The 26,597-nt window shown below is 68.7% G+C and carries 21 protein-coding genes; 6 read left to right on the top strand and 15 right to left on the bottom strand.

Features of this window, described 5'->3' with window-relative positions; all coding sequences use genetic code 11:
• Positions 1–17: 17 nt before the first annotated feature.
• The 5 genes from TBU01S_RS10065 (at position 18) to TBU01S_RS10045 (ending at position 7,490) form a co-directional block, all read left to right on the top strand.
• On the top strand, positions 18–2,201 hold the full coding sequence (locus TBU01S_RS10065) for an FAD-dependent oxidoreductase (protein ID WP_068636510.1): 2,184 nt from the start codon (positions 18–20) through the stop codon (positions 2,199–2,201).
• 64 nt (positions 2,202–2,265) lie between these two features.
• Positions 2,266–3,354 (top strand): acyl-CoA dehydrogenase family protein, encoded by a 1,089-nt coding sequence (locus tag TBU01S_RS10060; RefSeq protein WP_068636509.1) that lies wholly within the window; start codon positions 2,266–2,268, stop codon positions 3,352–3,354.
• Positions 3,355–3,368: 14 nt separating this feature from the next.
• Positions 3,369–4,613 (top strand): acyl-CoA dehydrogenase family protein, encoded by a 1,245-nt coding sequence (locus tag TBU01S_RS10055; RefSeq protein ID WP_068636508.1) that lies wholly within the window; start codon positions 3,369–3,371, stop codon positions 4,611–4,613.
• A 26-nt stretch (positions 4,614–4,639) separates the two neighbouring features.
• Complete coding sequence (locus TBU01S_RS10050) at positions 4,640–5,812, top strand: CaiB/BaiF CoA transferase family protein (protein WP_068636507.1); 1,173 nt, start codon at positions 4,640–4,642, stop codon at positions 5,810–5,812.
• Between the two features lie 52 nt (positions 5,813–5,864).
• Complete coding sequence (locus TBU01S_RS10045) at positions 5,865–7,490, top strand: AMP-binding protein (RefSeq protein ID WP_068636506.1); 1,626 nt, start codon at positions 5,865–5,867, stop codon at positions 7,488–7,490.
• A 379-nt stretch (positions 7,491–7,869) separates the two neighbouring features.
• Here the strand turns inward: TBU01S_RS10045 and TBU01S_RS10040 are convergent, their stop codons facing one another.
• From TBU01S_RS10040 to TBU01S_RS10025, 4 genes are all read right to left on the bottom strand, one after another.
• Positions 7,870–9,492 (bottom strand): DUF1302 domain-containing protein, encoded by a 1,623-nt coding sequence (locus TBU01S_RS10040; RefSeq protein WP_068636505.1) that lies wholly within the window; start codon positions 9,490–9,492, stop codon positions 7,870–7,872.
• Between the two features lie 28 nt (positions 9,493–9,520).
• Positions 9,521–10,903 carry a DUF1329 domain-containing protein gene (locus TBU01S_RS10035; RefSeq protein WP_068636504.1) on the bottom strand — a complete coding sequence of 461 codons (1,383 nt, stop codon included), beginning with the start codon at positions 10,901–10,903 and terminating at the stop codon, positions 9,521–9,523.
• A 172-nt stretch (positions 10,904–11,075) separates the two neighbouring features.
• Entirely contained in the window at positions 11,076–12,779 is a 1,704-nt protein-coding gene (locus TBU01S_RS10030) for a class I adenylate-forming enzyme family protein (RefSeq protein WP_068636503.1), read from the bottom strand.
• A gap of 16 nt (positions 12,780–12,795) precedes the next feature.
• Positions 12,796–13,860: an MBL fold metallo-hydrolase gene (locus TBU01S_RS10025; protein WP_068636502.1), complete on the bottom strand. Its 1,065-nt coding sequence runs from the start codon at positions 13,858–13,860 to the stop codon at positions 12,796–12,798.
• Positions 13,861–14,128: 268 nt separating this feature from the next.
• Here TBU01S_RS10025 and TBU01S_RS10020 point away from each other — a divergent pair, with 268 nt between their 5' ends.
• Positions 14,129–15,235 (top strand): aromatic ring-hydroxylating dioxygenase subunit alpha, encoded by a 1,107-nt coding sequence (locus TBU01S_RS10020; protein WP_068636501.1) that lies wholly within the window; start codon positions 14,129–14,131, stop codon positions 15,233–15,235.
• 63 nt (positions 15,236–15,298) lie between these two features.
• Here TBU01S_RS10020 and TBU01S_RS10015 read toward each other — a convergent pair whose 3' ends face one another.
• The 11 genes from TBU01S_RS10015 to TBU01S_RS09970 all read right to left on the bottom strand — a co-directional run bounded on the left by TBU01S_RS10015 (position 15,299) and on the right by TBU01S_RS09970 (position 26,584).
• Complete coding sequence (locus TBU01S_RS10015) at positions 15,299–15,976, bottom strand: EthD domain-containing protein (RefSeq protein WP_068636500.1); 678 nt, start codon at positions 15,974–15,976, stop codon at positions 15,299–15,301.
• Positions 15,973–16,101: a hypothetical protein gene (locus TBU01S_RS24980; protein ID WP_281178433.1), complete on the bottom strand. Its 129-nt coding sequence runs from the start codon at positions 16,099–16,101 to the stop codon at positions 15,973–15,975. Before TBU01S_RS24980 ends, TBU01S_RS10015 begins: the two co-directional genes overlap by 4 nt.
• A 56-nt stretch (positions 16,102–16,157) precedes the next feature.
• Positions 16,158–17,327 carry an acyl-CoA dehydrogenase family protein gene (locus TBU01S_RS10010; RefSeq protein ID WP_068636499.1) on the bottom strand — a complete coding sequence of 390 codons (1,170 nt, stop codon included), beginning with the start codon at positions 17,325–17,327 and terminating at the stop codon, positions 16,158–16,160.
• A 24-nt stretch (positions 17,328–17,351) separates the two neighbouring features.
• The gene (locus TBU01S_RS10005; protein WP_068636524.1) at positions 17,352–18,473 is read right to left on the bottom strand and encodes an acyl-CoA dehydrogenase family protein; all 1,122 of its coding nucleotides are present in this window, start codon (positions 18,471–18,473) and stop codon (positions 17,352–17,354) included.
• A complete protein-coding gene (locus TBU01S_RS10000; RefSeq protein WP_068636498.1) occupies positions 18,470–19,675 on the bottom strand; it encodes an acetyl-CoA C-acyltransferase in 1,206 nt (401 codons plus the stop codon). The genes TBU01S_RS10005 and TBU01S_RS10000 overlap by 4 nt, the downstream gene beginning before the upstream one ends.
• A 58-nt stretch (positions 19,676–19,733) precedes the next feature.
• The gene (locus TBU01S_RS09995; RefSeq protein WP_068636523.1) at positions 19,734–20,192 is read right to left on the bottom strand and encodes a MaoC family dehydratase; all 459 of its coding nucleotides are present in this window, start codon (positions 20,190–20,192) and stop codon (positions 19,734–19,736) included.
• A 135-nt stretch (positions 20,193–20,327) separates the two neighbouring features.
• On the bottom strand, positions 20,328–21,113 hold the full coding sequence (locus TBU01S_RS09990) for an SDR family oxidoreductase (RefSeq protein ID WP_174524526.1): 786 nt from the start codon (positions 21,111–21,113) through the stop codon (positions 20,328–20,330).
• A 181-nt stretch (positions 21,114–21,294) separates the two neighbouring features.
• A complete protein-coding gene (locus TBU01S_RS09985) occupies positions 21,295–21,702 on the bottom strand; it encodes a RidA family protein (RefSeq protein WP_068636496.1) in 408 nt (135 codons plus the stop codon).
• A 102-nt stretch (positions 21,703–21,804) separates the two neighbouring features.
• The gene (locus TBU01S_RS09980; protein WP_068636522.1) at positions 21,805–23,427 is read right to left on the bottom strand and encodes a GMC family oxidoreductase; all 1,623 of its coding nucleotides are present in this window, start codon (positions 23,425–23,427) and stop codon (positions 21,805–21,807) included.
• A gap of 165 nt (positions 23,428–23,592) precedes the next feature.
• The gene (locus TBU01S_RS09975) at positions 23,593–24,948 is read right to left on the bottom strand and encodes an NAD(P)/FAD-dependent oxidoreductase (RefSeq protein WP_068636495.1); all 1,356 of its coding nucleotides are present in this window, start codon (positions 24,946–24,948) and stop codon (positions 23,593–23,595) included.
• Between the two features lie 10 nt (positions 24,949–24,958).
• Positions 24,959–26,584 (bottom strand): DUF1302 domain-containing protein, encoded by a 1,626-nt coding sequence (locus TBU01S_RS09970; RefSeq protein ID WP_068636494.1) that lies wholly within the window; start codon positions 26,582–26,584, stop codon positions 24,959–24,961.
• Between the last annotated feature and the right edge of the window lie 13 nt (positions 26,585–26,597).

Raw genomic sequence — 26,597 nt, 5'->3', positions numbered from 1 at the left:
CAAGGAACGACACAGTCATGAGTGAAGTCATCCACATCACGGTGGACGCCGACGGCATCGCCACCCTGCTCTTCGACCGCAGCGACAGCAACATGAACACCATGGACACGAAGTTCATGGCCGAGATCGAGGCCGCGATCGAGCGCCTCGCCACCGACGACGCGATCAAGGGCGCCATCTTCACCTCGGGCAAGCCGGTGTTCGCCGCCGGCGCCGACCTCAAGGAGATGGAAGCCGGCCTGGACAAGGCCGACGACATGCCGCTGGCCGAACGCCTGCGGATGAACGCCTCCCTGTCCCGCGTGCTGCGCCGCATGGAAACCTGCGGCAAGCCGGTGGCCTGCGCGATCAACGGCACCGCGCTGGGCGGCGGCACCGAGATCGCGCTCGCCTGCCACTACCGCGTGGCCTCGGATGCGAAGGGCATCCAGCTCGGCCTGCCCGAAGTGCAGGTCGGCCTGCTGCCCGGCGGCGGCGGCACCCAGCGCGTGGCGCGCATGATCGGCATCCAGGCGGCGATGCCGGTGCTGATGGAAGGCCAGGCGCTGTCGGCCGAGAAGGCGCTGAAGATGGGCCTGGTGCACAAGGTGGTGCCGGCCGAGCAGTTGCTCGCCGAGGCGCGGCGCTGGCTGGTAGAGGAAGGCGACCCGGTGCAGCCGTGGGACAAGAAGGGCTTCAAGCTGCCCGGCGGCGCCGGCCCGTCCTCGCCCGCGGTGGCGCAGATGCTGGTGGTCAGCAACGCCATGCTGCAGGCCAGGACCTTCCACAACCTGCCCGCGCCCAAGGCCATCCTGTCCTGCCTGTACGAAGGCCCGCAACTGCCGATGGACAAGGCGCTGGAGGTCGAGGCCAAGTACTTCACGCTGCTGCAGCTCGACCCGGTGTCGCGCAACATGATCCGCACGCTGTTCATCAACAAGGGCAAGGCCGACAAGCTGATGCACCGCCCCGAAGGCGTGCCGAAGACGACTTTCCGCAAGATCGGCGTGGTCGGCGCCGGCCTGATGGGGGCCGGCATCGCCTACCACTGCGCCAGGCTCGGCATCGACACCGTGCTGATCGACCGCGACCAGGCCGCCGCCGACAAGGGCAAGGCGTATTCCAGCAAGCGCCTGGAGAAAGACATCGCCAGGGGCCGCATGACGCAGGACAAGGCCGACGCCATCCTCGCCCGCATCCATCCCACCACCGACTACGCCGGCCTGGCCGATGTCGAGCTGGTGGTGGAGGCGGTGTTCGAGGATCGCGCGATCAAGGCCGAGATCACGCGCAAGCTCGACGCCGTGCTGCCGCCGCAGGCGGTGATCGCTTCCAACACCTCGGCACTGCCGATCAGCGAGCTGGCCGAGGCCGGCGCCCGCCCGGAGAACTTCATCGGCATGCACTTCTTCTCGCCGGTCGAGCGCATGCCGCTGGTCGAGATCATCCGCGGCCGCAAGACCTCGCCGGAGACGCTGGCGCGCGCGCTGGACCTGGCGCAGGCGATGAAGAAGACGCCGATCGTGGTCAACGACGGCCCCGGCTTCTTCACCAGCCGCTTCATCGGCGCCTACATCAACGAAAGCCTGGCGATGGTCGCCGAGGGGGTGAACCCGGCGCTGATCGAGAACGCGGCGAAGATGGCCGGCATCCCGGTCGGCCCGCTCACCGTGTCCGACGAGATCGGCCTGGACACCGCCTGGCACTCCAGCCAGCAGCGCAAGAAGGACGAGGGCGCGGCCTTCCGGCCCACGCCCACCTTCCGCCTGGTCGAGAAGCTGGCCGGCGAGCTCGGCCGCCACGGGCGCAAGAACGGCAAGGGTTTCTTCGACTACGCCGAGGACGGCAGCAAGAAGCTGTGGCCCGGCCTGGCCGAGCTCTACCCGCGCCTCGCCGAGCAGCCCTCGGTCGATGAAGTGAAGGCGCGCATGCTCTACGCCCAGCTCGTCGATGCCGCGCGGGCGATGGCCGACGGCGTGCTGATCGACCCGGCCGACGGCGACGTCGGCGCCATCCTCGGCGTCGGCTTCCCGGCCTACCTCGGCGGGCCGTTCTCGATGATGGATACGATCGGCATCGACGAGGTAGTGGCCGAATGCGACCGCCTCGCCGCGCGCTACGGCGAGCAGTACGCCGCGCCCGCGCTGCTGCGCGACATGGCGGCCCGCGGCCAGACCTTCTACGGCGCCCGGCGCGTCACGCCGCCGGCCGCCGCGCGCTGAACGCCCCTGCCACCCCCGCCCGCCGCCTCCCCGGAGCCGGCGGCGGCATGCCCCGGAGCACAGAGTGAACTTCGATTTTTCCGACGACCAGCGCCTGCTGCAGGATGCAGTGCGCACCATGCTGGCCGAGACCAGCACCTCGCAGGCGGTGCGCGAGGTGCTCGAAGGCCGCGCCAGCCATTGCGCAGCAGCGTGGCGCAACCTGATCGAAATGGGCGCGGTCGCCGCCGCCGTTCCCGAGCAGTACGGCGGCGCCGGCCTCGGCCATCTGGAGCTATGCCTGGTGGCCGAAGAAGCCGGCCGCCACCTCGCCGCGGTGCCGCTGTCCTCCAGCTTCTACCTCGCCGCCGAAGCCCTCCTGCGCGCCGGCAGCGAAGCGCAGAAACGGCACTGGCTGCCGCGGATCGCCAGCGGCGAAGTCGTCGCCACCGCCGCGCTCGGCAGCCGCGAACGCTACCGCGCCCCCGCCCCGCTCGCCTTCGACGGCGAAACCCTCACCGGCACCAGCCCGGCCCTTGCCGACGGCGGCATCGCCGGGCTGGCGGTGCTGCGGGTGGGCGGCGAGCTGGTGCTGGCCGGCCTCGCCGGCGCCGGCGTCAGCCGCGAGCCGGTGCCGACGCTGGACCCGACCCGCCCGCTCGCCGAGATCCGCTTCGAGCGCGCCCCGGCCGAACGCCTGCCCACGGCCGATGCCGCCGCCGTCGCCGCCCGCGTGCTCGACGGCGCCGCGGTGCTGCTGGCCTTCGAGCAGGTCGGCGGCGCCGCGCGCATCCTCGAACAGACGCGCGACTACGCGCTGGAACGCAAGGCCTTCGGCCGCCAGATCGGCAGCTTCCAGGCCCTCAAGCACAAGATGGCCGACATCTACGCCGCGATCGAACTCGCCCGGGTGCATGCCTACTACGGCGCCTGGGCGCTGTCGTCCGACGCGCCCGAGCTGCCCAGGGCCGCGGCAGCCGCGCGCGTGGCCGCCACCCGCGCCTACGTCGTCGCCGCCGAGGAAGGCATCGAGCTGCACGGCGGCATCGGCTTCACCTGGGAGATGGACTGCCATCTGCACTACCGCCGCGCCCGCCATCTCGGGCAACTGATCGGCAGCGAACACGCCTGGCGCGCACGCCTGGCCGACGCACTCATCGAGGAGGCCGCCTGAGCGGAACACACCCCATGGACTTCAGAGACACCCCCGAAGAAGCCGCCTTCCGCGCCGAGGTGCGCGCCTGGCTGGAAGCCAACGGCAACAAGCGCAGCCGCCCCGACGAGGTCTTCGGCGAAGGGCTGGACGATGCCGCCCGGCTCGCCGCCGCCAAGGCCTGGCAGGCGAAGAAGGCCGCCGCCGGCTATGCCGCGATCACCTGGCCGAAGGAAGCCGGCGGCCGCGGCGGCACCGCGATGCAGCAGGTCATCTACCAGCAGGAGGAAGCCGCCTACCTCGTGCCCGGCATGATCTTCGAGATCAGCATCGGCATGGGCCTGCCCACGGTGATGACCTGGGCCGCGCCCGAACTGAAGGCGCGCTTCCTGCGCCCCGGCCTGGCCGGCGAGGAAATCTGGTGCCAGCTCTTCTCCGAGCCCGGCGCCGGCTCCGACACCGGCGGCGTGCGCACGCGCGCGGTGAAGGACGGCGAGGACTGGATCGTCAACGGCCAGAAGGTATGGACCTCGGGCGCGCATTTCTGCGACTACGGCATCCTGCTCACGCGCACCGACTGGGACAAGCCCAAGCAGGAGGGCCTGACCATGTTCATCGTGGACATGAAGGCCCCCGGCGTCGAGGTCCGCCCCATCCACCAGATGTCGGGCGACGCGGAATTCAACGAGGTCTTCTTCACCGACGTGCGCATTCCCGACCGCTACCGCCTCGGCCCCGAATGCGGCGGCTGGAAGGTGATGCTGAGCACGCTGATGCAGGAGCGCCTGTCGGTGGGCGGCAACCTGCCCACCGACCTGCACGAGCACCTGATCGCGCTGGCGCGGAAGTGCGAATGGGAAGACCGCGACGGCGGCCCGCGCCCGGCGATCGAGGACGCCCGCGTGCGCGCCCGCATCGCCGACGCCTACCTGCAGCAGAAGGGCGTGGAACTGATCATCGCTCGCGGCCTGACCGCGATCTCGAAGGGCAAAGCGCCCGGCCCGGAGATGTCGATCACCAAGCTGGTCGCCGCCAAGGCGATGCAGGACATCGCCGCCTTCGCGCTGGAACTGGCCGGCCCCGAGGGGCTGATCGGCCACCAGGCGCTGGGCGGCGACTGGCGCTACATGCAGCGGCTGTGGCTCAGTTCGCCGGGCGCGCGCCTGGGCGGCGGCACCGACGAGATCCTCAGGAACGTCATCGCCGAGCGCGTGCTCGGCCTGCCCGGCGAGATCCGCAGCGACCGCAAACTGCCGTTCCGCGAACTCGAACGCGCCTGAGCACCCACCCGGAGGAGACAGGAACAATGACGAACAAACCCCTGGCCGGCGTGAAGGTGCTGGATTTCACCCAGCTCCTGCCCGGCCCGATGTGCACCCTGCACCTGGCCGACATGGGCGCCGACGTGCTCAAGATCGAGCCGCCCGGCGGCGAGGCCGGGCGCGGCCCGGCCGGCACGCCGATCTCGCACTTCTTCCTCGCGGTCAACCGCAACAAGCGTTCGCTGGCGATCAACCTGCGCGCGCCCGGCGCGCGCGAGGTGGTGCATGCGCTGGCGAAGGACGCCGACGTCGTGGTCGAGGGCTTCCGCCCCGGCGTGATGGGCCGGCTCGGCATCGGCTTCGACGAACTGAAGGCGGTCAATCCGAAGCTGGTGTACTGCGCGATCAGCGGCTACGGCCAGGACGGCCCGCTCGCCGAACTCGGCGGCCACGACATCAACTACCAGAGCTACGCCGGCATCCTGGAGCAGAGCGCGGCGCCCGGCGGCAAGCCCCACCCCGGCAACTTCCCGGTCGCCGACCTCGCCGGCGGCGCGCTGTCGGCGGCGATGGCCATCCTCGCCGCGCTGTTCGACGCCCAGCGCAGCGGCCGGGGCCGCTTCATCGACGTGTCGATGACCGACTGCGCGATGGCACTGAACGTGCAGCCCCTGGCCAGCCTGCACACCTGGAAGCAGCCGCTGCCGGCCGGCCACGACACGCTGTCGGGCGGCCTGCCCTGCTACGGCACCTACGAAACCGCCGACGGCCGCCACCTCGCCGTGGGCGCGCTGGAACCGAAGTTCTGGCAGGCTTTCTGCGCCGCCGCCGGCTGCCCGGAACTGGGCAAGAGCGGCTGGGCGGCAGGCAAGTCCGGCGCCGCGGTGAAGGCGCAGGTGGCCGCGATCATCAAGGCGCGCACGCTGGCCGAATGGACCGCGGCACTGGCCGGCGTGGACGCCTGCGTCAGCCCTGTGCTGCGCATCGACGAAGTGCTCGCCCATCCGCACACCCAGGCGCGCGGCATGGCCGTGCCCACCCCGCTGCCCGACGGCGGTACCGTGCCCTACTTCGCCTTCCCGGTGAAGATGAGCGACTACGCCTTCTCGCTCGACCGCCCGCCGCCCGCGGCCGGCGAGCACAACGAGGCCGTGCTGCGCGGACTCGGCTATGGCGAAGCAGCGATCGCCACGCTGAAATCCGCCGGCGCGCTCTGACGACGCCGCCCAGCCCGCTTCCAGACACAACGACCACAACGACGGAGACACCATGAATCCACGCAGCTTCAGCCTCGCGGACCTGTTCGCGATCGCCGCCGAAACCGTTCCCGAGCGCGACGCGCTGGTCATCGGCGACACCCGGCGCACCTACCGCCAGATGGCCGAGCGCGTCGAGCGCCTGGCCGCCTGGCTGCACACCCGGGGCATCGGCCAGGGCGACGTCGTCGGCCTGCAGATGTACAACTCGCCCGAATACCTCGAAGCCTTCCTCGCCGCCTGCCGCGTGCGCGCGGTGCCGGCCAACATCAACTACCGCTACGTCGCCGACGAGCTGCGCTACATCTACGACAACGCCGCGGTCAAGGCGCTGTTCTACAGTGCCGAACTGGAACCGGCGGTGGCCGAGGCGCTCGACGCCGCGCCGGAGCTGAAGGTGAAGGTGCGCACCAGCGGCGGCACGCCTGCGCTGGCCGGCGCCACCGCCTACGAGGCAGCGCAGCTCGACGACACCGCCGCCCTGGATGCGATCCGCTGCAGCGGCGACGACATCTCGCTGCTCTACACCGGCGGCACCACCGGCAAGCCCAAGGGCGTGATGTGGCCGCACGAGGACCTGTTCTTCGGCTGCCTGGGCGGCGGCGGTTTCTACGCCCCGGCCGACGGCCCGGTGAAGGCCCCGGCCGAACTCGCCGACCGCATCCGCAAGGCCCATCCGCTGCGCTTCATGCCGGTCGCCCCGCTGATGCACGGCGCCGCGCACTGGGCGACCATGGTATCGCTGTTCGCCGGCCACACCGTGGTGCTCAACGACCAGCACCACTTCGATGCCGAACACGTGCTCGACATCGCCGCCGCGCACAAGCTCAACGGCATCACCATCGTCGGCGACGCGATGGCGCTCCCCATCCTCGACGCGCTCAAGGCCCAGCCGGGCCGCTGGGACCTGTCCTCGCTGTTCCTGTTCGGCAACGGCGGCGCGGTGATGTCCGCCCACATCAAGGAAGCGCTCAAGCCCTTCCTGCCCCCGAACGTGTATTTCAGCGACGGCATCGGCTCGTCCGAGGGCGGCCAGCTCGGCATGGGCGCCAAGCCCACCGAAGGCGGCATGATCAAGATCGCCGCCCGCCCCGACCTCAAGGTCGTGGTCGACGGCCAGCGCATCGCCGCGCCGGGCGAAGCGGGCATCCTCGCGCGCAGCGGCCACCTGCCGCTGGGCTACTACCGCGACCCGGTGAAGACCGCCGAGACCTTCGTCACCATAGCCGGCACGCGCTACGCCATCACCGGCGACGCCGCCGCCATCGCCGAGGACGGCTCGATCATCGTCTTCGGGCGCGGCAACAACTGCATCAACACCGGCGGCGAAAAGGTCTTCCCGGAAGAAGTGGAGGAAGTGCTGCACATGAGTCCGCACATCCTCGATGCGGTGGTCGTCGGCCTGCCCGACCCGCGCTGGGGGCAGAAGGTGGCCGCGGTCATCTCGCTGCGCCCCGGCGCCGCGCTCGACGTCGATGCGCTGCGGGCGCTGTGCCGCGAACACCTGGCGGGCTACAAGGTCCCGAAGGAGATCGTCACCGTGCCGGAGGTGTTGCGGTCGGCGGCCGGCAAGGCGAACTACGTGTGGGCCAAGGAAGTGGCGCAGAACGCCTCGTCCGCCGCAGCGGCCGCCGGATGAGCTGCCGCCCGTTGCGCCGGGGCGGCTTGCCCGGCACGACGCGGCCACCCATCGAACGCCACCTCGCCGGTGGCGTTTTTTTTGGTTCATCGCGCCTTGCCGGGGACCACGTCCTGGTTTTCGGCACCACGGGCCGCGCCTTCCGGCGCTCCTGCCCGGAAATCGAAGCCGCGCTGTATAGGAGCGCCGGAAGGCGCGGCCCGGCGGCTGGGCGGCAATGGCCGCCGGAGGAAACCGCACGAGGCAACACATGGCGGCATGCCCGCCCCCCGGCGTCCCCTGAGCAGCAACGTCCGCGCCCATCCGGCAACACACGGACGCGAAAAAGCCCGCCGGGCGTGATGCACCGGCGGGCGGCTCGTCTTGCGGCAGCGGATGCTCAGAAGGTGTACTTCACCACCAGCGAGAGTTGGTCGCGGTCGGTCAGCTGGCGGTTCTTGACCGGGTCCAGGCTGGCCTCGCCGAAGTAACCCAGGTAGGTCAGGCCGACCTGCAGGTTGCGCCGATAGGTCATCGTCGCGCCCACGCTCAGGCGATGGTCGCCCTCGCCCATGCCCAGGTTGCCTTGCAGCGTGCGGCCCTTCAACTGGCGCGAATAGCTGATCGGCACGCCCAGTTCCCAGTTCTCGATGATGCCGGGGTAGGTCAGGCTCAGCGTCGAGGAGAAGGCGATGCCGTAGCTGCCGAAGTTGAGCTCGTCGGACAGCGGGGTGATGCCGAACTGATTGGTGATCGACGTTGCCCCAGGCACGCGGCGCGCTTCGGGGTTGCGCACGTCGGTGTAGGCAATCTCGGCGAGGAAGTTGCCCTGCGGCGCCAGGAAGGTGCGGCCGAGGTTGATGAAGGTATTGACGTTGGTCTGGAGCACGTCCGCCTTCGTCGAAGTCGGCAGCGTGACGAACTGGCCGCCGAGATTGGCCCGGGTGTTGACCAGTGCCGGCGCGTCCTTGCGGTACGACACTTCGGCACCGAGCGTCGCCACGCCGAAGCTGGTGCTGAAGGTCGCGCCCAGCATCTTGATGTCCTCGAAGTAGCGATGGCGGAAATTCGGCCCTGCCGGATCGAGATAGTTGATGTCGACGTTCGGCGCGCGATCATGGTAGTTGAGGTAGATCAGGCCGACTTCGGTCTCGTCGGTGAGACGATACTTGGCGCCCACCCCCCACTGCCCGGTCTTGCCCGGCGTGACATCCTTGCCGCGCGGTGTCGTACACACGCGCTGGCCGCCGATCTGCATGTAGCTCAGGCAGGTGGCGCCGGGACCGACGATGTCGGAGGTGCTCATGAACGAGCCCGGCGCATTGACGATGGTCTCGTGCCAGCCGTACTGCGCATGTCCCATCAGCGACAGCCTGTCGTTGACTTCGTACAGCACCGAAATCTGGTCTTCCGGCAGCAACTGGTCCTTGACCTCGGTGCCCGGCACGCCGCTCTTGGTGCCGTCGGCAGGCCCCTGGGCCGCCGAGATGCCACCGATGAACAGCGTTTCGCCCCACGACACCACATGGCGCCCGAGTCGAACCGTCGCCCGGCCGTCGCCGAGACGGAACGAAGTGTAGCCATAGGCGTCGAGAATCCGGCTGTAGCCGCCGTGATAACGCTTGGTGCGACTCGAGAATCGATTCGCCGGGCCGCTCTTGTTCGGATACGTCGCAGCACTGTTGTCGTTGCTGCCGTGATAGACGTCGTCGTAGAAAGTGCTTGCCGACAGGATGAAGCCTGAGTTTCCTTTCTTGAGATGGGCGTCGAGCAACAGGCTGACCCGGTTCGAGGTCAGCGCCCCCTTGTCGAAGTTGTTGTTGCCGTCGTTGCCGCCCGCGTTGTTCGCCAGCAGCTTGTCCTGATCCTCCAGACGGGTGGACAAGGTGTAGGTCGTGGTCAGGCGCGACTCGAGCACCGCGCCGTTGTCGAATTCGATTTCTTCGAAGGCCAGCGCCGGCGCGGCCATCCCCAAGCCGACCACCGCCAGCGCGATCGGCTTCATCTTCTTGTGCAGTTTCATGCTGCGTACTCCCTGGATAACGAGTCGATCACTGGCCCAGGGCGCGCAGGGCGGCCGGGGTGTACATGTCGGGGGTGAGGTCACCGGCGTTGAGGACCCAGGCCTTGTCGCGCTCCTGGACCAGGTTGAAGCCGACGTAGGCGCCGGAGTTCAGGTCGTGGTAGAAGGACGTGCCGGCCTGCCACGCGTTCAGATCGAAGGCGTAGTAGTGGTTGATGAAGGCGTGCTGCCACAGCTCCCCGCGCTGGTCGTAGTAGTCGCCGACCGAGGCCTGCCAGTTGTCCTCGTCGATGAACATCACGCGCTTGCCGAAGGCATGGCGGTAGCCGTCCTTCAGCTTGCCTTCCAGCACCCAGACGCGGCGCAGCTCATAACGGATGTAATCCGGGTTGGCATGACCCTTCTGCAGCAGATCGGCGTACTTCACGCCCTTGGAGTGGACGCGGTACGAGTTGGCCGGGATGTACAGCTCCTGCTTGCCGTGCAGCGTCCACTCATAGCGGCTGGGATCGCCGTTCATCAGGCGGTCCTGGTCGATCGTCAGCTTGCCGCCCGTCCCCACCATCGGCGAGTCGAAGCCGTAGGTCGGCAGCTGGCGCACGCGGCGGGTGCCCGGGTCGTACTGCCAGGCCAGGCGCTTGTCCTTGGCGAAGTTGACCGGCTCCTGCGAAGCGGTGAAGCTGCCGCGGTCGCGCTCGGGCAGCAGCCCGGAACTCAGCGAATACGCCATCAGCCCTTCCATCGGCTTGCCGATCTCGGTGGGCTGGGTGACGATGTTCAGGTTCTTGTTGATCTGGCGCCCCCAGGTGATGCTGCCGTTGGACGACACGTCGGCGATGTCCTTCACCACGTGCTCGGTGAAGGCACGGTAAGGGAAGTTCATGTTGGCCAGGACTTCCATCGCCTGCTTCGGGATCGGGAAGCCGACCGGCCCCTTGTAGCCGGTGTAGCCCAGGCCGCCGTCGATCAGTTCGGCTTCGAGCGCGTTCTTCTTGGCCACCTCGCAGATCACGTCCGGATAGCGGAAGTCGCGCCGGCTCTGATAGACCGGCATGCGGAAGGTGTCCGGAAAGCGCTTGAACATCGCCTTCTGGCCGTCGCTGAGCTTGTCCGCGTACTTGTCCATGTTCGCTGCGGTGATCTCGAACAAGGGCTTGTCATCCGGGTACACGTCGACCGGATGCTGGCCGGCATGGAGGGTGTATTCGACGTGCGGCGGCTTGCCCAGCCACTTGCCCGAGAAAGCGGGGATGCTGCCGTCCGCATTCGGACCAGCCTCTGCGCCGACGCAAGTGAGCTCCTTGCCAAGCTTGGCGGCTTCGGCTTCGGTCACCTTGGCCATCGCATTGGCGGCGGCCATCGACAACGCGATCGTCGTCATGGCCGGCACCCAGACACGGGTTTTAATCATTTAAGTCTCCTTCCTGGTGGGCATTTCACTGTGTCCCGATTGATCCAGCGAATCGGATGCGGGGGGCTTCCCATTCCGTCGTGCCGCTCCTGCATCCGTGTGCATTGTTTTTTTTCGCCTCACTCGCTACATCGTCCGATGGGACTAAGTTGGCGGCGGCAGCCCGGATATCTCAGTCCCGTGCCGCAACGAAGGTGCTGCGCAGCTGCGCCTTGAGCAGCTTTCCGGCCGGGTTGCGCGGCAGCGCCTCGGTCAGCACGTGGATGCTGGCCGGCACCTTGTAGGCCGCCAGGTGGGCGCCGACATGCGCCTGCAGCGCCTGCGCATCCAGGCCGCAGCCCTCGCGCACCGACACCACGGCCACCACCGCCTCCCCGGTGTCCTCGTCGGGCACGGCGAACACTGCGGCCTCGAGCACATCCGGCAGCTGCAGCAGGCAGGACTCGACCTCGGCCGCGGCGATCTTCTCTCCGCAGCGGTTGATGACATCCTTGATGCGGTCGACGATGAACAGGAAACCCTCGTCGTCCAGATAGCCGACGTCGCCGGTACGGAACCAGCCCTCGTCGGCCTGCATGGCCGCGGCAGTGGCCTGCGCATCGCGCCAGTAGCCGCTCATGACCGTCACCCCGCGCAGCCAGATCTCGCCCTGCGTGCCCGGCGGCAGCGGCTGCCCCATGGCGTCGGCCACCCTGACGTCGATGATCGGCGAAACGACACCCGAGCTTCGCGGCTTGTAGGCGAACAGCGCGCCCGAGGCCGCCGCGCCCACGCCATTGGTCTCGGTCAGGCCGAAGCCGATGCCCGACAGCGAATCCGGACGGCGTCTCATCACCTCGTCGATGAGCCGCTGCGGCAGGCCCGCACCGCCGAAGCCGAGTCCGGCGAGCGTGCCCGTCTGTGCCGGATCGTCGAAACCGGGCTGGGCCAGCAGCTGCATGACCATCGAAGGCGCGCCATTGAACTGGGTGACGCGCTCGCTGCGGATGACATCGATGGCCTGCGCCGGGTCCCAGCGGCTCACGAACACCAGGCGCCGCCCGTTGCGCAGCGCACTGAGCAGCTGGGCATGCAGGCCGCTGACGTGGAACAGCGGCACTGCGGTCAGCGTGGTCGGCGCCAGCCCGCTTTTCATCAGCGCGGCGACCGCATCGGGCGAGGTCATCGCCGAGAAGGCGCCGATGAAATCGATGTTGAACAGCGCCTGGCACACTGCGCGCTGCGTCGACAGCACGCCCTTGGCGCGGCTGGTCGCACCGGAGGTGAACAGGATCAGCGCCGCATCGTCGGGGTCCAGCGCCGGCATCGGCGCGGCTTCGGCACGCACGCTGGCCAGCGCGCGATAGTCGGCCGCCCCTTCGGGCACGTCCGCCTCGCTCACGCACAGGATGCGGCAGCCGGCCACACGGGTGTCTCCGCCGATGCGGGCCAGGCGTTCGCCGTCGCAGGCGAACACGCGCGGCTCGACCGCGGCCAGCGCATCGTGCAGTTCCTCGCCCAGGCCAAAGCTGTTGAGCGGCGCCGGCACCGCGCCGACCATCACGCTCGCCACCAGCGCCACGGCCCATTCGGGGCGGTTGCGCATCGCGATCGCTACCCGATCGCCCGGCTGCACGCCCCAGTCACGCAAGCAGGCAGCGACTGCATCGGCCTCGGCGAAAAAGCGGTCGAAGGACCAGGTCTCCCCCTGCCAGGTGATGAAGGGCTTGTCGCCATGCGCCCGTGCGCTGGCGATCAGCTGCGGCAAGGTGGCGAAGGCGTTGCGGTACAGGCGCGCGGAACGGCCGCCGACGCTTGCCTCGACCACCTCGAAAGGCGCACCGGGCGAGGTCAGTTGAGCACGAACCTTGTTGGCGAAGTCGGAAAGCTGGGACATCGATCACTCCTGAAAATCAGTTTGCAAGGCTGAAGCGGTAAAGCCCGTCATCATCGAGCACGCGCCGGACCCGGCCCGAGTAGCGCAGGCAGGACAGGTGGGCGATGGCTTCGCCCAGCGCCATCATGTCCTCGACCGCGCTAAGCTGGCGCGGAAACAGCCTGCCCTTGGTTTCGAACGCAGTGGCTGCGCCGGCTTCGCGCAGATGGGCGCACACGATGTCGAACTGTTCCGCGTGATGCGCGTGCAGCTCCGCCACACGCGGACGCAGGCCGCGGAACACGCGTTCGTGCGAGGGCAGCACCAGGGTGTCCGGCGCCAGCGCAGCGAGACGGTCGAGCGAATCGAGCCACAGCCTGAGCGGGTTGGCCTCGGGCTCGATGTCGGACACCAGCACGTTCGACGTGATGCGCGGCAGCAGCTGGTCGCCGGCGATCAGCAGGCGGTCGGACGCGCAATACAGGCAGGCATGCTCGGGCGAATGCCCCTCGCCGATCACCACCCGCCAGTCGCGCCCGCCGATGCGCAGCACCTGGGCTTCGCGCAGGCGGTTGAAGGAGGTCGGGTGCGGCGGCATGAAAGGATCGCGGCGCAGCTTGGCGAACATCTCCTCGACGCGCGGACGCGGCATGCCCGCCCGCAGGTAGAAGCGTACCAGGGCTTCGGGCAGCGGCTCGGGCGGGGGGCCGGCAAGCGTGCGCATGGTGAAGTATTCGCCGTGGGTCATGTACAGCGGCGCATCGAAACGCTCGGCCAGCCAGGCCGACAGCCCGGCGTGGTCGTAATGGAAATGCGTGCAGATCAGGCCCTTCAGCGGCAGGCCGTCGAAATGCCGCTCGACGACCAGTTCCCACAGCTCCCGCGTGCGCGGCAGGTTGAGCCCGGTATCGACGATGAACCAGCCGTCGCTGTCGCGCAGCAGATAGACGTTGATGTGGTCGAGCTGCATCGGCATCGGCATCCGCGCCCAGAACACCCCAGGCGCCACTGCAAGCAGTTCGCCATCGGGCCGGGGCGGTTCGAACGGAAATTCGATCCGGTCGCCGCTCCCGGGCACGGCTTGCGTTGGAGCTTGCATCATGTCGTCTCCATTCTTGTCTGTTGACCGTTGTGCGGCCCTGTTCTTGTTCGTATCCCACATTAGGCGCGCGCCCCGCACGCGGACACGTCCAAAAGGACGATGCCTGCGTGGCCGGGCGGACCGACGATGGCCCCATCGTCCGAACAGGGGATGCAGGCCACCGCCCTGCCCCACAGAATCGGCCACGCTCGCAAGCCTGCCCCAGCAGCCGGCAGCGGCCCGCCGGATCACCACGGCTCCATCACGACGAAGAGGAGAGACAACTCACATGGCTACAACGAAAGACTATCGCATCGGTGAATACACCTTCCCGCGCGGCTGGTTCATGATCGCCGACGCAGAAGAGCTGAACACCCACAAGCCGCTCGCGGTCCGCTTCTTCGGCAAGGACTTCGCGCTCTACCGCGGCCGCGCCACCGGCAAGGTCGTGCTGCTGGACGCCTATTGCCCGCACATGAAGACCCACCTCGCCGCACCGAACACCACCTCCTACGTGGTCATCGACGGCGGCGGCTCGAACGTCGAAGGCGACGGCATCCGCTGTCCCTACCACGCCTGGCGCTTCGGCCCCGACGGCAAGTGCGACGACATTCCCTACCACCAGGGGCCGATTCCGGCCAATGCCTGCGTGAAGTCGTGGACGGTCGTCGAAAGCCTGGGCGCCATCTGGGTCTGGCACGACCCCGAAGGCGGCGATCCGGACTGGGAGGCGCCCAGCCTGAAGGAATGGGACGACCCCTCGTGGGTGCGCTGGAAGTTCGACCACCTCGGCATCCTGAACCAGCACCCGCAGGAAGTGATCGACAACATCTGCGACTACGGCCACCTGAGCCCGATCCACGGCTCGACGGTGGAAAGGTACGAGAATGAATTCAAGGGCCACTACGCCATCCAGCGCCAGTGCGGCCCGCACCGCACCCTGGTCGGCGCCGACGGCGTCAGCCCGATCCTGCACACCATCACCGTCTACCACGGCCCCGGCGTGCTGATCTCCCACCTCACCGGCCTGTACGACGCCGTGCTGATGATCACCCACACCCCGGTCGAGGACGGTTCGATCAAGGTCTGGCATTCGCTGCTGGTCAAGTCGCCCAACGGCAACGCCGTCGTCACCCAGCCCGATACCATCGCCGCGCGCCAGTTCCAGGAATCCAGCCGCCTGGCCTTCGCGCAGGATTTCGAAGTCTGGACCAACAAGGGCCCCTGCCTGAACGGCCTGTTCATCCCCAGCGACGGACCCTTCATGAAGGCGCGTATCTGGTACAAGCAGTTCTTCAACCCCCGCGCCAAGGCGCAGGAATACCTGGAGCAGTGCGAAGGCTACTACGTGCCCAAGGGGGCAGTGCCTTACACCGACGCCCCCGCGACCGTCTGACGCAGCACGGGCGGCGGCCTGCCGGCGCCGACACGGCCTGTCCTCGCGACAGGCCGTTTTTTTTCAGGGGCGGCGGTGGGTGACATGGGTCAGCAGACACACCGAGCGCGCGGCATCGGTCCGTTCCGACACCCCGCCCGGCAGGCATGCCCACACCGAGGTGCCGCCGAAAGCGGCGGCGACCGCATCGACCGAGGCGAACCAGGCCTCGACCACCGCGTCGTATTCGTAGCCTGGCGGCCTCTCGCCCGCCACGCCGTTCCATACCAGGCGCGCAGCCGCTGCCCAGGGTGTGCCGGACAGCACCCCGAAATCGTCCTCCGCCAATCGCCGCCCCGGCGCCGCTGACAGGAACAGCACGACGCAGACGCCGGTTTCCGCACCTTCGATCAGGATCCGCTCGCCGGCCACCAGCGTGAAATTACGCACATAGGTGGAGAACACCCGGGGTTCGTCCGGCCGCATGATGGCGAGCGTTTCGGGGTCGTTCCAGATGTCGTCAGCCGCCTGGCGGTCGCGCAGCGACAGCAGGTTGACGCCGTCGTAGCCGGCGCTGGCGCCGCGCGGCAGGTCCGGCCGGTCGAGCACGCGCGAACACTGGCGCACGGCCCTGACCTTGTCCTGGACGTTGCGGCACTGGCGCCCGAGCGCGGAGTGCCCGCGCCAGGCCTGCGGGAAGTCCTCCGGCGCCAGCGCGGGGTTGCGCTTCGCCAGGTAGATCATCTTCCACTGCGCGCTCATGCCGAGGCGCCTGCCGGTGCCCGGGCGGCGCCGGCCTGCACCCGTTCCTGGCCGCTGGCGAGGAACATCGGCGAACCGATCAGCGGCAGCGCGAGCCGCCCGCGAAACATCTCGGGAATGGGCATCCCGCTACCCCCTTGGAAAAATCGTCGGGCCGACGGCCGCAGGCAGGCGCAGACGCTCAGCCGCGCGGCATCCCCAATCCGCGCTCGGCGATGATGTTGAGCTGGATCTCGTTGGTGCCGGCATAGATGGTGTCGGCGCGCGAGAAGAAGAACACCTGCTGCAGGCGGCGCAGCGCATCGCTGCCGGCATCCTCGCCGGCGCGCACGTCGCCGGCGACGCCGATCACGTCCATCGCCAGTTCGCCGAGCGCGCGGTGCCAGTTCGACCAGGCGTACTTGTAGATCAGCGCCTCGGGGCGCACCGTGGTCGAGCCGGTATCCTCCTCGAGCATGCGCAGACCGTTGTCGCGCAGGCCGCGCAGGCCGATCCAGGCATCGGCGATGCGCTGGCGGATCACCGGATCACGTGCCGCGCCGTTGGCGCGCGCGGCATCGATCAGCAGCTGCAGCTCGTGGGAAAAGTGCATCTGCTGGCCCAGCGTGGACACGCCGCGCTCGAAGCCGAGCAGCGCCATCGCCACTTTCCAGCCTTCGCCCGGCTTGCCGACGATGCAGTCGGCATCGGTGACCGCGCCGTCGAAGAACACCGAGTTGAACTCGGCCTCGCCGGTCATCTGCCGGATGGGGTGGATCTCGATGCCTGGCTGGTCGAGCGGCACGAGCAGGAAGCTCAGCCCCTCCCGCCCCGCCGAACCCGGCGTGCTGCGGGCGAGGACGAAGATCCAGTCGGACTCGTGTGCCAGCGAGGTCCACACCTTCTGCCCCTGCAGGCGCCAGTTGCCGTCCTCGTCCTGCCAGCAGCGCGTGGTGATGGCGGCGAGGTCGGAGCCGGCACCCGGCTCCGAATAGCCCTGCGCCCAGTATTCGCGGCCCTCGCGGATGCCGGGCAGGAAGCGGCGCTGCAGCTCGGGCGTGCCGAGCGCGATCAGCGTCGGCGCCAGCAGCGTCTCGCCGATGTGGCCGATGCGCCCGGGCCCGCCGGCGCGCACGTATTCCTCGTGGAAGGCGAGCTGCAGCGCCAGCGGCAGGTCGCGGCCGCCGTGCGCCTGCGGCCAGCCCAGGCCGACCCAGCCGCCGGCGGCCATCTCCTGCTCCCATTCCTTGCGCAGCGCCGGCCAGGCTTCCTCGTCACCGGGTCCGCCGCGATGCTTCAGGCAGGCGAAACGGCCGCTCAGGCGGGCTGCCATCCAGTCGGCGACTTCCTTGCGAAACGTCGATTCATCCATGTCGAGATTCCTTCCGCACCGCGCTCAGGCGGCGTCGAGCAGTTGCGCCGCCAGGGCTTCGCGCAACAGACGGGGGGTGCCGAGCCACTGGCTCGCCCACTGCGCACGCTTGAAATGCATCTGCGGGTCGTATTCCCAGGTGAAGCCGACACCGCCGTGGAGCTGGATCGCCTCCTGCGCGCAGTAGCGGTAGGCCTCGGTCGCGAGCACGCGCGCGGCGGCGGCTTCCGCCGCCAGCGCGGCATCATCCAGGCTCGCCGCGGCGACGCGCGCCGCCACCCCGCGCACCACCGAGCGCGCCGTCTCGATGCGCACCATCATCTCCGCGCAGCGGTGCTTGACCGCCTGGAAGCTCGCCACCGCGCGGCCGAACTGCACCCGCTCGGCGGTATAGGCGGTGGTCAGCGCCAGGCACTGCGCCGCCCCGCCCACCTGCTCCGCCGCCAGCTGCAGCATCGCCAGCGCCTGCGCACGCGCCAGGCCGGCCGCGGCGCTGCCCGGCACGTCGAGGCGCGCCGCGGCATCGAGGCTCACGCCGGCGAAGCGCCAATGCGCCTGCGGCCGGGTGAGGTCCCAGACTTCCAGCGCCGTGCGCTGCAGGCCGGCTGCATCGGCAGGCACTTCGAACAGGGCCACGCCGTCGCCGCCCTCGACGCGTGCGGCAACGTAGGCGAGCTCCGCGCTGCTGCCGTCGAGCACCTGGGCGGATTCACCTTCCAGCCGCCAGCCCTCGCCGTCGCGCCGTGCATGCAGCGTCAGGGATCCGGCGCGCGCATCCAGGCCCGGCCCCAGGATCAGCGTGGCGCTGCGCGTGCCTTCGGCCAGCGCCGGCAGGCAGCGCTGGCGGGCCGCTTCGCCGGCCGCGTGCAGCAGGGCGCCCTGCGCCAGCACCACGGTGGCGAAGAAAGGCGTGCGCGCCAGGCTGCGGCCCATTTCCTCCATCAGCAGCGCCAGCTCCACGGCGCCCAGGCCGAGGCCGCCGAACTCTTCCGGCACCTGTACCGCGGCCCAGCCCAGTTCGGCGATGCTGCGCCACAGGCCGGCGTCACTGTCGGCCTCCTTGCGCGCATTGCCGTGCCCGGCGAGGAAATCCGCCACCGTTTCGCGCAGTGCGCGCTGCTCGTCGTTGAGGGCCAGGCTGCTCACCGGCACACCTCGAACAGACCGGCCGCCCCCATGCCGCCGCCGATGCACATCGACACCACGATGTAGCGCACCCCGCGCCGGCGGCCCTCGATCAGCGCATGGCCGACCATGCGCGCGCCCGACATGCCGAAAGGATGGCCGATGGCGATGGCGCCGCCGTTGACGTTGAGGCGGTCGTTGGGAATGCCGAGCTTGTCGCGGCTGTACAGCACCTGGCAGGCGAAGGCTTCGTTGATCTCCCACAGGCCGATGTCGCCGACCGTGAGGCCGTGCCGGTCGAGCAGCTTCGGGATCGCGAACACCGGGCCGATGCCCATCTCGTCCGGGGCGCAGCCGGCCACGGCGATGCCGCGGTAGATGCCCAGCGGCGCGATGCCGCGGCGCTCGGCCTCGTCGCGGCTCATGACCAGCGCGGCCGAGGCGCCATCCGACAGCTGCGAGGCATTGCCGGCAGTGACGTATTCGCCCTGCTTCACCCACTGGCCTTCCTTGACCACCGGCTGCAGCTTGGCGAGATCTTCCAGCGTGGTGGAGGCGCGGTTGCATTCGTCGCGGGTGGCGATCACGTCCTCGTGGCCGACGGGCTTGCCTTCCTTGTCGAACAGCAGCTTCCTCGCCGCCAGCGGCACGATCTCGTCGTCGAACAGGCCGGCGGCCTGCGCCGCAGCAGTACGCTGCTGGCTCTGCAGCGAGAATTCGTCCTGCGCCGCGCGCGAGATGCCGTAGCGCGCCGAGACGATCTCGGCGGTTTCCAGCATCGGGATGTAGGCGGCGGGCACGATCGCCTTCACCGCCTCGGACTGCGCGCGGTAGCTGTTCTTGTGCTTGGTCTGGGTCAGCGACAGCGACTCGACGCCGCCGGCGACCGCGATCTTCATCTCGCCGGCGAGGATGTTCTTGGCGGCGACGCCGATCGTCATCAGGCCGGAGGCGCACATGCGGTCGAGCGCCATGCCCGGCACGCTGTCGGGCAGGCCGCCGGTGTAGGCGCACAGGCGGCCGATGTTGTAGGCCTGGGTGCCCTGCTGCACGGCGGCGCCGATGATCACGTCCTCGACGGCCTCCGGCTCGATGCCGGCGCGCTCGACGACGGCGCGCACGACGTGGCCGCCCAGCACCGGCGCCTCGGTGTCGTTGAAGGAACCGCGGAAGGACTTGGTCAGCGCGGTGCGCGCGGTGGAAACGATGACGGCTTCGGTCATGGCGATGCTCTCTCCGGGAATTCGGGTGGCAGGATGGGAACGCGCTGCTGCAGTGCGCTCAGTCGTTGAAGGTGTAGCGGCTGATGGTGTCGACCACACAGCCCGGGCGCTCGCTGCCCTCGATCTCGATGGTGACGCGCACGGTCGATTGCACCGCGTCCTTGATACGCTCGACCTTCAGGATCTCGCCGCGGCCGCGGATGCGGCTGCCGGCCTTGACCACCGCCGGAAAGCGCACGCGGTCGCAGCCGACGTTGACGCCCATCTTCAGGTTGTCGGCGCGGATCAGCTGCGGCAGGAACAGGTTGGCGAGCGCCAGGGTCAGGTAGCCGTGGGCGATGCAGGCGCCGAAGGGGCCATCCTTGGCACGCTCGGGGTCGACATGGATCCACTGGTGGTCGTCGGTGGCATCGGCAAACCGGTCGATGCGCTCCTGGCGGATCTCGATCCAGCCGGTCACGCCCAGGTCGGGGTCGGCGGCAAACAACTCGTCCGCACTGGAAAACACTTTTGTCATCTTCATCCTCCGATTGCCCGCGAAGGGATCGTCGCGAGCAGGCCCGAGGTCGTGACCGGGAACGGAGCCGTACTGCCGTACAGCGCGTGCCGGAGTCGCGAGATCGGGACGCGCAATGGATCCATGCGCGGGTAGTCAGGCGTGCTGCGAACTGACGGACAGCACTTCGCCGGTCATGTACGAGGCGTAGTCGCTGGCGAGGAAGACCATCACGTTGGCCACTTCCCACACTTCGGCGGCGCGGCCGAAGGCTTCGCGGCCGGCGAGCTGGGCGAGCAGTTCCTCGCTGGAGGCCTTCTTGAGGAATTCGTGCAGCGCGATCGACGGCGACACCGCGTTGATGCGCACGCCGTGCTCGGCCGCCTCCAGCGCCGAACAGCGCGTCAGCGCCATCACCCCGGCCTTGGCCGCGGCGTAGTGCGCCTGGCCCTTCTGCGCGCGCCAGCCGAGCACCGAGGCGTTGTTGACGATGGCGCCGCGGCCGCGCTTTTCCATGTGCGGCAGCATCGCGCGCGTCATGCGGAAAGTGCCGGTCAGGGTGATGTCGAGCACCCGGCTCCACTCCTCGTCCGTCATCTCGGCAACGCGCTTCTCGCCGCCGAGGCCGGCGTTGTTGATCAGCACGTCGACGCCGCCCAGCCTGTCCTCGGCGGCGGCGACCAGGGCCTGCACTTCCTCTTCGTTGGTGACATTGCACAGCTGGCCCCACACGTTCTGCAGCCCGGTGTCGGCCTTCAGCTTCGCCACTGCCTCTTCCAGCCGGCGCGGGTGGATGTCGGAGATCATCAGCGCGCGGCAGCCTTCCTCGGCGCTCTTCTTCGCCGCGGCGAAACCGATGCCGGCGCCGGCTGCGGCGGTGATCAGGACGGACTTGCCGGCAAGCAGCTGGTGGCCGGGCACATAGGGGGGCGCTTCTTTCACGACGCAGACCTCGAAGGGTGGATACGCCGCCATTTATAGGGGGGCTCACGGAAGGCGGCATCGTCAAAACGGACGGTGCCCGGCAAGACCCGGCCGGCGGCAAGGCGGCCGTTTCCGCCGCAGGCGGCATTCCCCGCGCGAGGCTACCGCCCATCGGCTCCCCCGCCGCCGCCGCAGCGCTTCAGGAGTCGATCAGGGCGATGGCCGATATCTCCACCAGGATGTCGGGGCCGGCAAGGGCCTGGACGCCGACCAGCGAGAACGCATGGGGCGGAAACGGCGCGCCCTCCAGCGCCACGCCCAGCGCCCGCATGAACTGCTCGCCCACCGCCGGCGTCAGGTTCTTCAGATACACGGTGCTGCTGAGCACGCGATCGACCGAAGTGCCGGCCGCCTCCACCGCGGTACGCAGATTGCGCAGCGCCTGTACCGCTTGGGCGAAATGGTCGTCGCCGCCGATGAGGGCGAAATTCTCGTCGAGCGCCGACTGGCCGGCGATGAACGCCATTTTCCCGGCGCTGCTCACCACCACCTGAGAGAGTCGGTCGAATTTCAGCAGCTTGTCTGGATTGATGCGTTGAACGGGCATGGTCCGCCTCATGTGGGATTGGGCCGCCCGATGGCACGGGCGGCAGGAATGGCCCGCCGGGGGATTCCCGGTACGGGCAGGAAGGGGGGCCGGCGCTGCGGCTCAGGCTGTGCCACGGTCGGGCGGGGAGGCGCCGAGGATCAGGTCGGCGGCCTTTTCGGCGATCATGATGATCGTCGCGCTGGGGTCGCCGGTCGTGATCCTGGGCATCACCGAGCCATCGACGACCCTGAGCCCGTCGACGCCGCGAACCCGCAGCCTGTCGTCCACCACCGCCAGCGCGTCATTGCCCATGCGGCAGGTGCCGACCGCTTCATGGTTGACCCTGCAGGTGTCGCGGAAGAACGCGTCGAGATCGGCATCGCTCGTGCAATGCGCGCCCGGAAAGCATTCGCGGCCGCGGTATGGCGCATAGGCCGGCTGGGCGAAGACCTCGCGGGCCATCCTGACGCCGCGCCTGAGCACTTCGCGGTCGCGCGCTTCGCTCAGGTAATTGGTGTCGATGACGGGCTTGTCCAGCGGATCGGCCGAGCGCAGGCGCATCTGCCCGCGGCTTTCCGGCCGCGTAAGGATGACCAGGTTGGTCACGCCATGCTCCCCGGGGAGCGCGCCGTCGATGCCGACCAGCAGCGGCAGCAGGTAGTACTTGAGGTCGAGCTCGTCATGGCCCGCGGCGCCGGAGCGCAGATAGGCCACGGCGTCGGTGCTGTTTCCCGCCAGCGGGCCGCGGCGGGCAAGGAGATACTGCAGGCCGGCTTTCGCCTTTGCGAGATTGCTGCTGACCAGGGTGTAGTCGGTCACCGGCAGCGGACAGGCGACCTGCACCGAAGTGCCGACATGGTCGTGAAGATTCTGCCCCACGCCCTTCAGGTCGACGACGGGCTCGATGCCGAGCGGGCGCAGATGATCCGCATCGCCGATGCCCGACAGCATCAGCAGCTGTGCCGACTGGAAAGTTCCGCCGCACGAGATCACCTCCCTGCCGGCACGGGCCTTCCTCGTTTCCGAAGACTGGCGGTATTCGACGCCGGCGACGCGCCCGCCGTCGTACAGCAGCCTGGTGACATGGGCGCCGGTCTCGATGCGCAGGTTGGGCCGCCGCCGGACGGGCTTCAGATAGGCGACGGCGGTGCTGATGCGGCGCCCGCCCTTGATAGTGCGCTCGGACGGCCCGAAGCCTTCGGGTCTGGCGCCGTTGTGGTCGTCGCTGTAGGGGTGGCCCGCCTGCCGCGCCGCTTCCATCCAGGCCTGCTGTGCCGGGTTGGCGATGCGGGCCTGCGTCACCGGCAGCGGGCCGCTGCCGCCGTGGAAGCGGCTTTCGCCGTGCTCGTTGCTTTCGGCACGCTTGAAATAGGGCAGCACCTCGGCGTAGGACCAGCCGGCATTGCCGAGGCTGGCCCACAGATCGAAGATTTCCGGCGCGCCGCGGCTGTAGCACATGCCGTTGATCGAGCTGCTGCCCCCCAGCACCTTGCCGCGCACGTCGGACAGGACGCGGCCGTTCAGATGCTTCTGCGGCGCCGTTTCGTAGTGCCAGCTGAACATCCCGCCCTGCAGCATCGGAAAGAAGCCCGCGGGCATGTGGATCAGCGGGCTCTTGTCGGGGCCGCCGGCCTCCAGCAGCAGCACCCTGTGCTGCGGATTGGCCGACAGCCGGTTGGCCAGCACGCAGCCCGCGGACCCGGCACCGACGACGATGAAATCATATTCTTCACGAATGGACACGGCTTCCCCCAATACTTTTTGATCAAACCGATACCGTTCGGGCTGAGTCCTTCGAGTGCGCTCAGGACAGGCCCTTCGACAGGCTCAGGGCGAACGGTGCCAAGGAAACGGCATTGCGGCTTCCCCTGTATTTCATTGAGATTTCCCGCACCTCTGCGTCGGGGCTCACACCAGATCGAAGCGGTCGGCCAGCCTTGCCGCCGGAATCAGGAAACGCCGGAGCTTGGTGCTGAACAGCCCGGGGAAGCGGACCTCCGCCGGGCGCTCACAGCCCAGCACGGCGTTGTCGGGCCGGTCCGCGGCGAGGGCGCGGGCGACGTCCATGCCCATCATCGGCCCCAGTTGATTGCCCCAGGAGCCGAAGTTCATCAGCGCGAACACGCCCTCCTCCACCCGGTAGAACTTGGGGTAGGCGCGCTCGTAGACTGCCGAGGAGTTGTGCGTCATGCCGGTCCAGTAGGTTTCCAGCTCGATGCGCAGGTTTCCGACCTCTGGATGGACGCGCCGCAGATGGCGGAGGAAATAGCGGAAATGGATGTCGCTGCGGTGCGCACGGCCGACGCCGGGAATGGTCGCGGTGATGAGGCGCCCCTTGCCATCGACGACCATCGGATAGAGCCCCGCGGGATGCTGGCTCAGCGCCACCCGCGTGGGGTTGATGAGCTCGAGCAGCGCCTGCGGCAAGGGGCGCGTGGCGAGGCCGCAGGCGAGCAGCGGGAACTGGGTGCGCGCCAGCTGCGGATGGAAGCCCGCGCCCACATGGCCATTGGTACACAGCACCACGCGATCGGCGAGCACGCTGCCGGACGCCGTGCGCAGCTTCCAGCGCCCGCCGTGCCGCTCGCAGGCCAGTGCCGGCGAGTCGCCGTACACCCGGGCGCCCTGGTCGATGGCGGCACCGACCATGCCGTTGGTGAACAGGAAAGGATTGACGCAGCCGCCGTTGCGCCACAGCGTTCCGGACACATAGCGCTCGGTCCCCAGCAGCGGACGCAGCCGCTCGGGGCCGAGGATCTCGACCTCGAGGCCCAGCGCGGCCCAGCGCTGCGCCTTGGTTTCGAGCTCCGGGCTTTTCTTGCGCGCGACTTCCAGCAGCCCGGAGTGCACCTGGTCGGCATCGATGGCATGGCGCGCGCAAAGATCGAAAACGATGTTGCGGTTTTCGATCAGGCAGTCCAGCAAGGGCCGCCCCTTGCCGGGCAGCGCTTCCAGCGGCTCCAGCGACAGCAGGTAGGGCTGCACGTGCCCGGCATTGCGCCCCGACGCGGCATCGGCCGGCTGGGCGGCATCGATGAGCACGGTATCCACGCCCTGCTCGGCCAGATGCAGGCTCAGCGATGCCCCCACCACGCCCGCGCCGACGACGACGATGTCGGCTTCCAGGTCGGCGTCCAGCCGGCGGTATGCAGGCGGCGTGTGGTCGAGCGACCACACGCTGCGTTCGACCGGCACGCTCCCCGTTTCGTACGGATCGGCCGCTGCCGGCCGTCCGCAAACTGCTTCGATGTGTTGCTGGGTCATGGACTTGCCGTCAGAAGTTGTACTTGACGACCAGGGACAGCTGATCGCGGTCGGTCAGCGTTCTCTCTTTCTTCAGCTCGGTGTTCGCCTTGCCGAGGAAATCCAGATAGGTCAGCTCGAAGCTCAGGTTCTGGTTGTAGGTCAGCGTCGCGCCGATGCTGAAACGGCGATCGCCTTCGCCGCCCACCGGCCCCATCAGGGTCCGGCCGCTCAGCTGCTGCGAATAGCTGATCGGGATTTCCAGGTCCCAGCCGCGAAAGACGCCGTCGTAGTTCAGGTACAGGGAGGTGGAGATGCCGAGCCCGTGCCCGGACATGCTCAGCTTGCCCGAGGCCGGGAAGTAGTCGGCCATCGGTCCCAGCGAAGCCACGCCCGGCGCCTTGATCTTCTTCACGCTCCTGACGTCGATGTAGGAGACCTCGGCCAGGAGCAGCGCGCCATCGGCAAGATCCGAGCGGCCGAAGTTGATGAAGGAGTTGATGCTGGTCTGGAGCACGTTCGCCCGGCTCGGCGTCGGTATGCCATAGCCCGACTCCGGGTCGACCACGGCGTCGACCAGTTCCGGCGCCCCTCTCTTGTACGCGATCTCCCCGGCGAGCGTGGCCATGCCCAGGGTCGTGCTCAAGGAAGCGCCGATGAGCTTCACGTCGTCGAAGTAGCGATTCCGGTAAGTGCCGCCTTCGAGCGCATTGCCGGCACCGAAGACATCGATCTCGGGCAGCGCGATGCGGTCGTGGTAGTTGAGGTAGTACAGGCCCAGCTCGGTTTCCTCGGTGACGCGATAGCGCGTGCCCACGCCCCACTGCCCGGTACTGCCCGGTTTCTTGTCGCCCTGCCGCTCACCGAAGGAGCAGGTATAGCCGCCCTCCGCATTGGGCAGGTAGGGGCCGAGGCAGGAGTTTCCGGGACCGGACGAGTCGCCGGAATTCAGGAAGGAGCCGGGCGCGGCGCTCACGGTCGGGTGCCAGCCGTACTGCGCATGGGCCATCAGCGTCCAGTTCGGCATCGGCCGGTAGATCAGCGAAACCTGATCCTCCGGCAGCAGCAGATCCTTGGTTTCGGTACCGGGGATGTCGCTCTTCGAGCCATCCACCGGCCCCTGGGCGAGGGAAATCGCGGGGAAGAACAACGCCTCGCCCCAGGACACGACATGCCTGCCGAGGCGGAGCGTCGCATCGCCATCGCCTACGCCGAAGCTGGTGAAGGCGTAGGCATCCAGGATGCGGCTGTAGCCGCCGTGGTAGCGGCGCGCCTTGTCGCTGAAGCTTCCCGGCGCATCGGCAGTATTGAGGAAGGGCCCCTTGTTGTCCGTGCCGCGGTGGTAGACGTCGTCGTAGAAGGTGCTGGCCGAGAACACGAAGCCGCTCCTGTCCTTGGACAGCTTGCCTTCGAGCAGCAGGCCCAGGCGGTTGGCGGTGAGGGCGCCCTTGTCGAAGTTCTTGTTGCCATCGACGTCCAGCAGCAGCGGATCGGGCGACTTCAGCCGGGTCGCGAGGGTATAGGTCGCGGTCGCCTTCCAGTCGAGTTTCACGCCGTTGTCGTAGACGATGGGCTCGCCGGCGGCTGCGGGCGAACAAAGGGCGGCGCCCAGGACTGCGGCGGCGACGGGGGACAGCTTGAACATCTGTTTGCTCATTTCGGTCTCCTGC

It is taken from the genome of Thauera butanivorans NBRC 103042, assembly GCF_001591165.1.
GTDB lineage: Bacteria > Pseudomonadota > Gammaproteobacteria > Burkholderiales > Rhodocyclaceae > Thauera > Thauera butanivorans.
Note: the sequence above shows the minus strand (reverse complement) of the source record. Positions and strands in the feature narration are given on the sequence as shown.

Excerpts from the sequence above, each read along its gene's own strand:
- TBU01S_RS10065 (WP_068636510.1), top strand. The coding sequence starts at position 18 with ATGAGTGAAGTCATCCACATCACGGTGGACGCCGACGGCATCGCCACC.
- TBU01S_RS10055 (WP_068636508.1), top strand. The coding sequence starts at position 3,369 with ATGGACTTCAGAGACACCCCCGAAGAAGCCGCCTTCCGCGCCGAGGTG.
- TBU01S_RS10050 (WP_068636507.1), top strand. The coding sequence starts at position 4,640 with ATGACGAACAAACCCCTGGCCGGCGTGAAGGTGCTGGATTTCACCCAG.
- TBU01S_RS10045 (WP_068636506.1), top strand. The coding sequence starts at position 5,865 with ATGAATCCACGCAGCTTCAGCCTCGCGGACCTGTTCGCGATCGCCGCC.
- TBU01S_RS10040 (WP_068636505.1), bottom strand. The coding sequence starts at position 9,492 with ATGAAACTGCACAAGAAGATGAAGCCGATCGCGCTGGCGGTGGTCGGC.
- TBU01S_RS10035 (WP_068636504.1), bottom strand. The coding sequence starts at position 10,903 with ATGATTAAAACCCGTGTCTGGGTGCCGGCCATGACGACGATCGCGTTG.
- TBU01S_RS10030 (WP_068636503.1), bottom strand. The coding sequence starts at position 12,779 with ATGTCCCAGCTTTCCGACTTCGCCAACAAGGTTCGTGCTCAACTGACC.
- TBU01S_RS10025 (WP_068636502.1), bottom strand. The coding sequence starts at position 13,860 with ATGATGCAAGCTCCAACGCAAGCCGTGCCCGGGAGCGGCGACCGGATC.
- TBU01S_RS10020 (WP_068636501.1), top strand. The coding sequence starts at position 14,129 with ATGGCTACAACGAAAGACTATCGCATCGGTGAATACACCTTCCCGCGC.
- TBU01S_RS10015 (WP_068636500.1), bottom strand. The coding sequence starts at position 15,976 with ATGAGCGCGCAGTGGAAGATGATCTACCTGGCGAAGCGCAACCCCGCG.
- TBU01S_RS24980 (WP_281178433.1), bottom strand. The coding sequence starts at position 16,101 with ATGCCCATTCCCGAGATGTTTCGCGGGCGGCTCGCGCTGCCGCTGATC.
- TBU01S_RS10010 (WP_068636499.1), bottom strand. The coding sequence starts at position 17,327 with ATGGATGAATCGACGTTTCGCAAGGAAGTCGCCGACTGGATGGCAGCC.
- TBU01S_RS10000 (WP_068636498.1), bottom strand. The coding sequence starts at position 19,675 with ATGACCGAAGCCGTCATCGTTTCCACCGCGCGCACCGCGCTGACCAAG.
- TBU01S_RS09995 (WP_068636523.1), bottom strand. The coding sequence starts at position 20,192 with ATGACAAAAGTGTTTTCCAGTGCGGACGAGTTGTTTGCCGCCGACCCC.
- TBU01S_RS09985 (WP_068636496.1), bottom strand. The coding sequence starts at position 21,702 with ATGCCCGTTCAACGCATCAATCCAGACAAGCTGCTGAAATTCGACCGA.
- TBU01S_RS09975 (WP_068636495.1), bottom strand. The coding sequence starts at position 24,948 with ATGACCCAGCAACACATCGAAGCAGTTTGCGGACGGCCGGCAGCGGCC.
- TBU01S_RS09970 (WP_068636494.1), bottom strand. The coding sequence starts at position 26,584 with ATGAGCAAACAGATGTTCAAGCTGTCCCCCGTCGCCGCCGCAGTCCTG.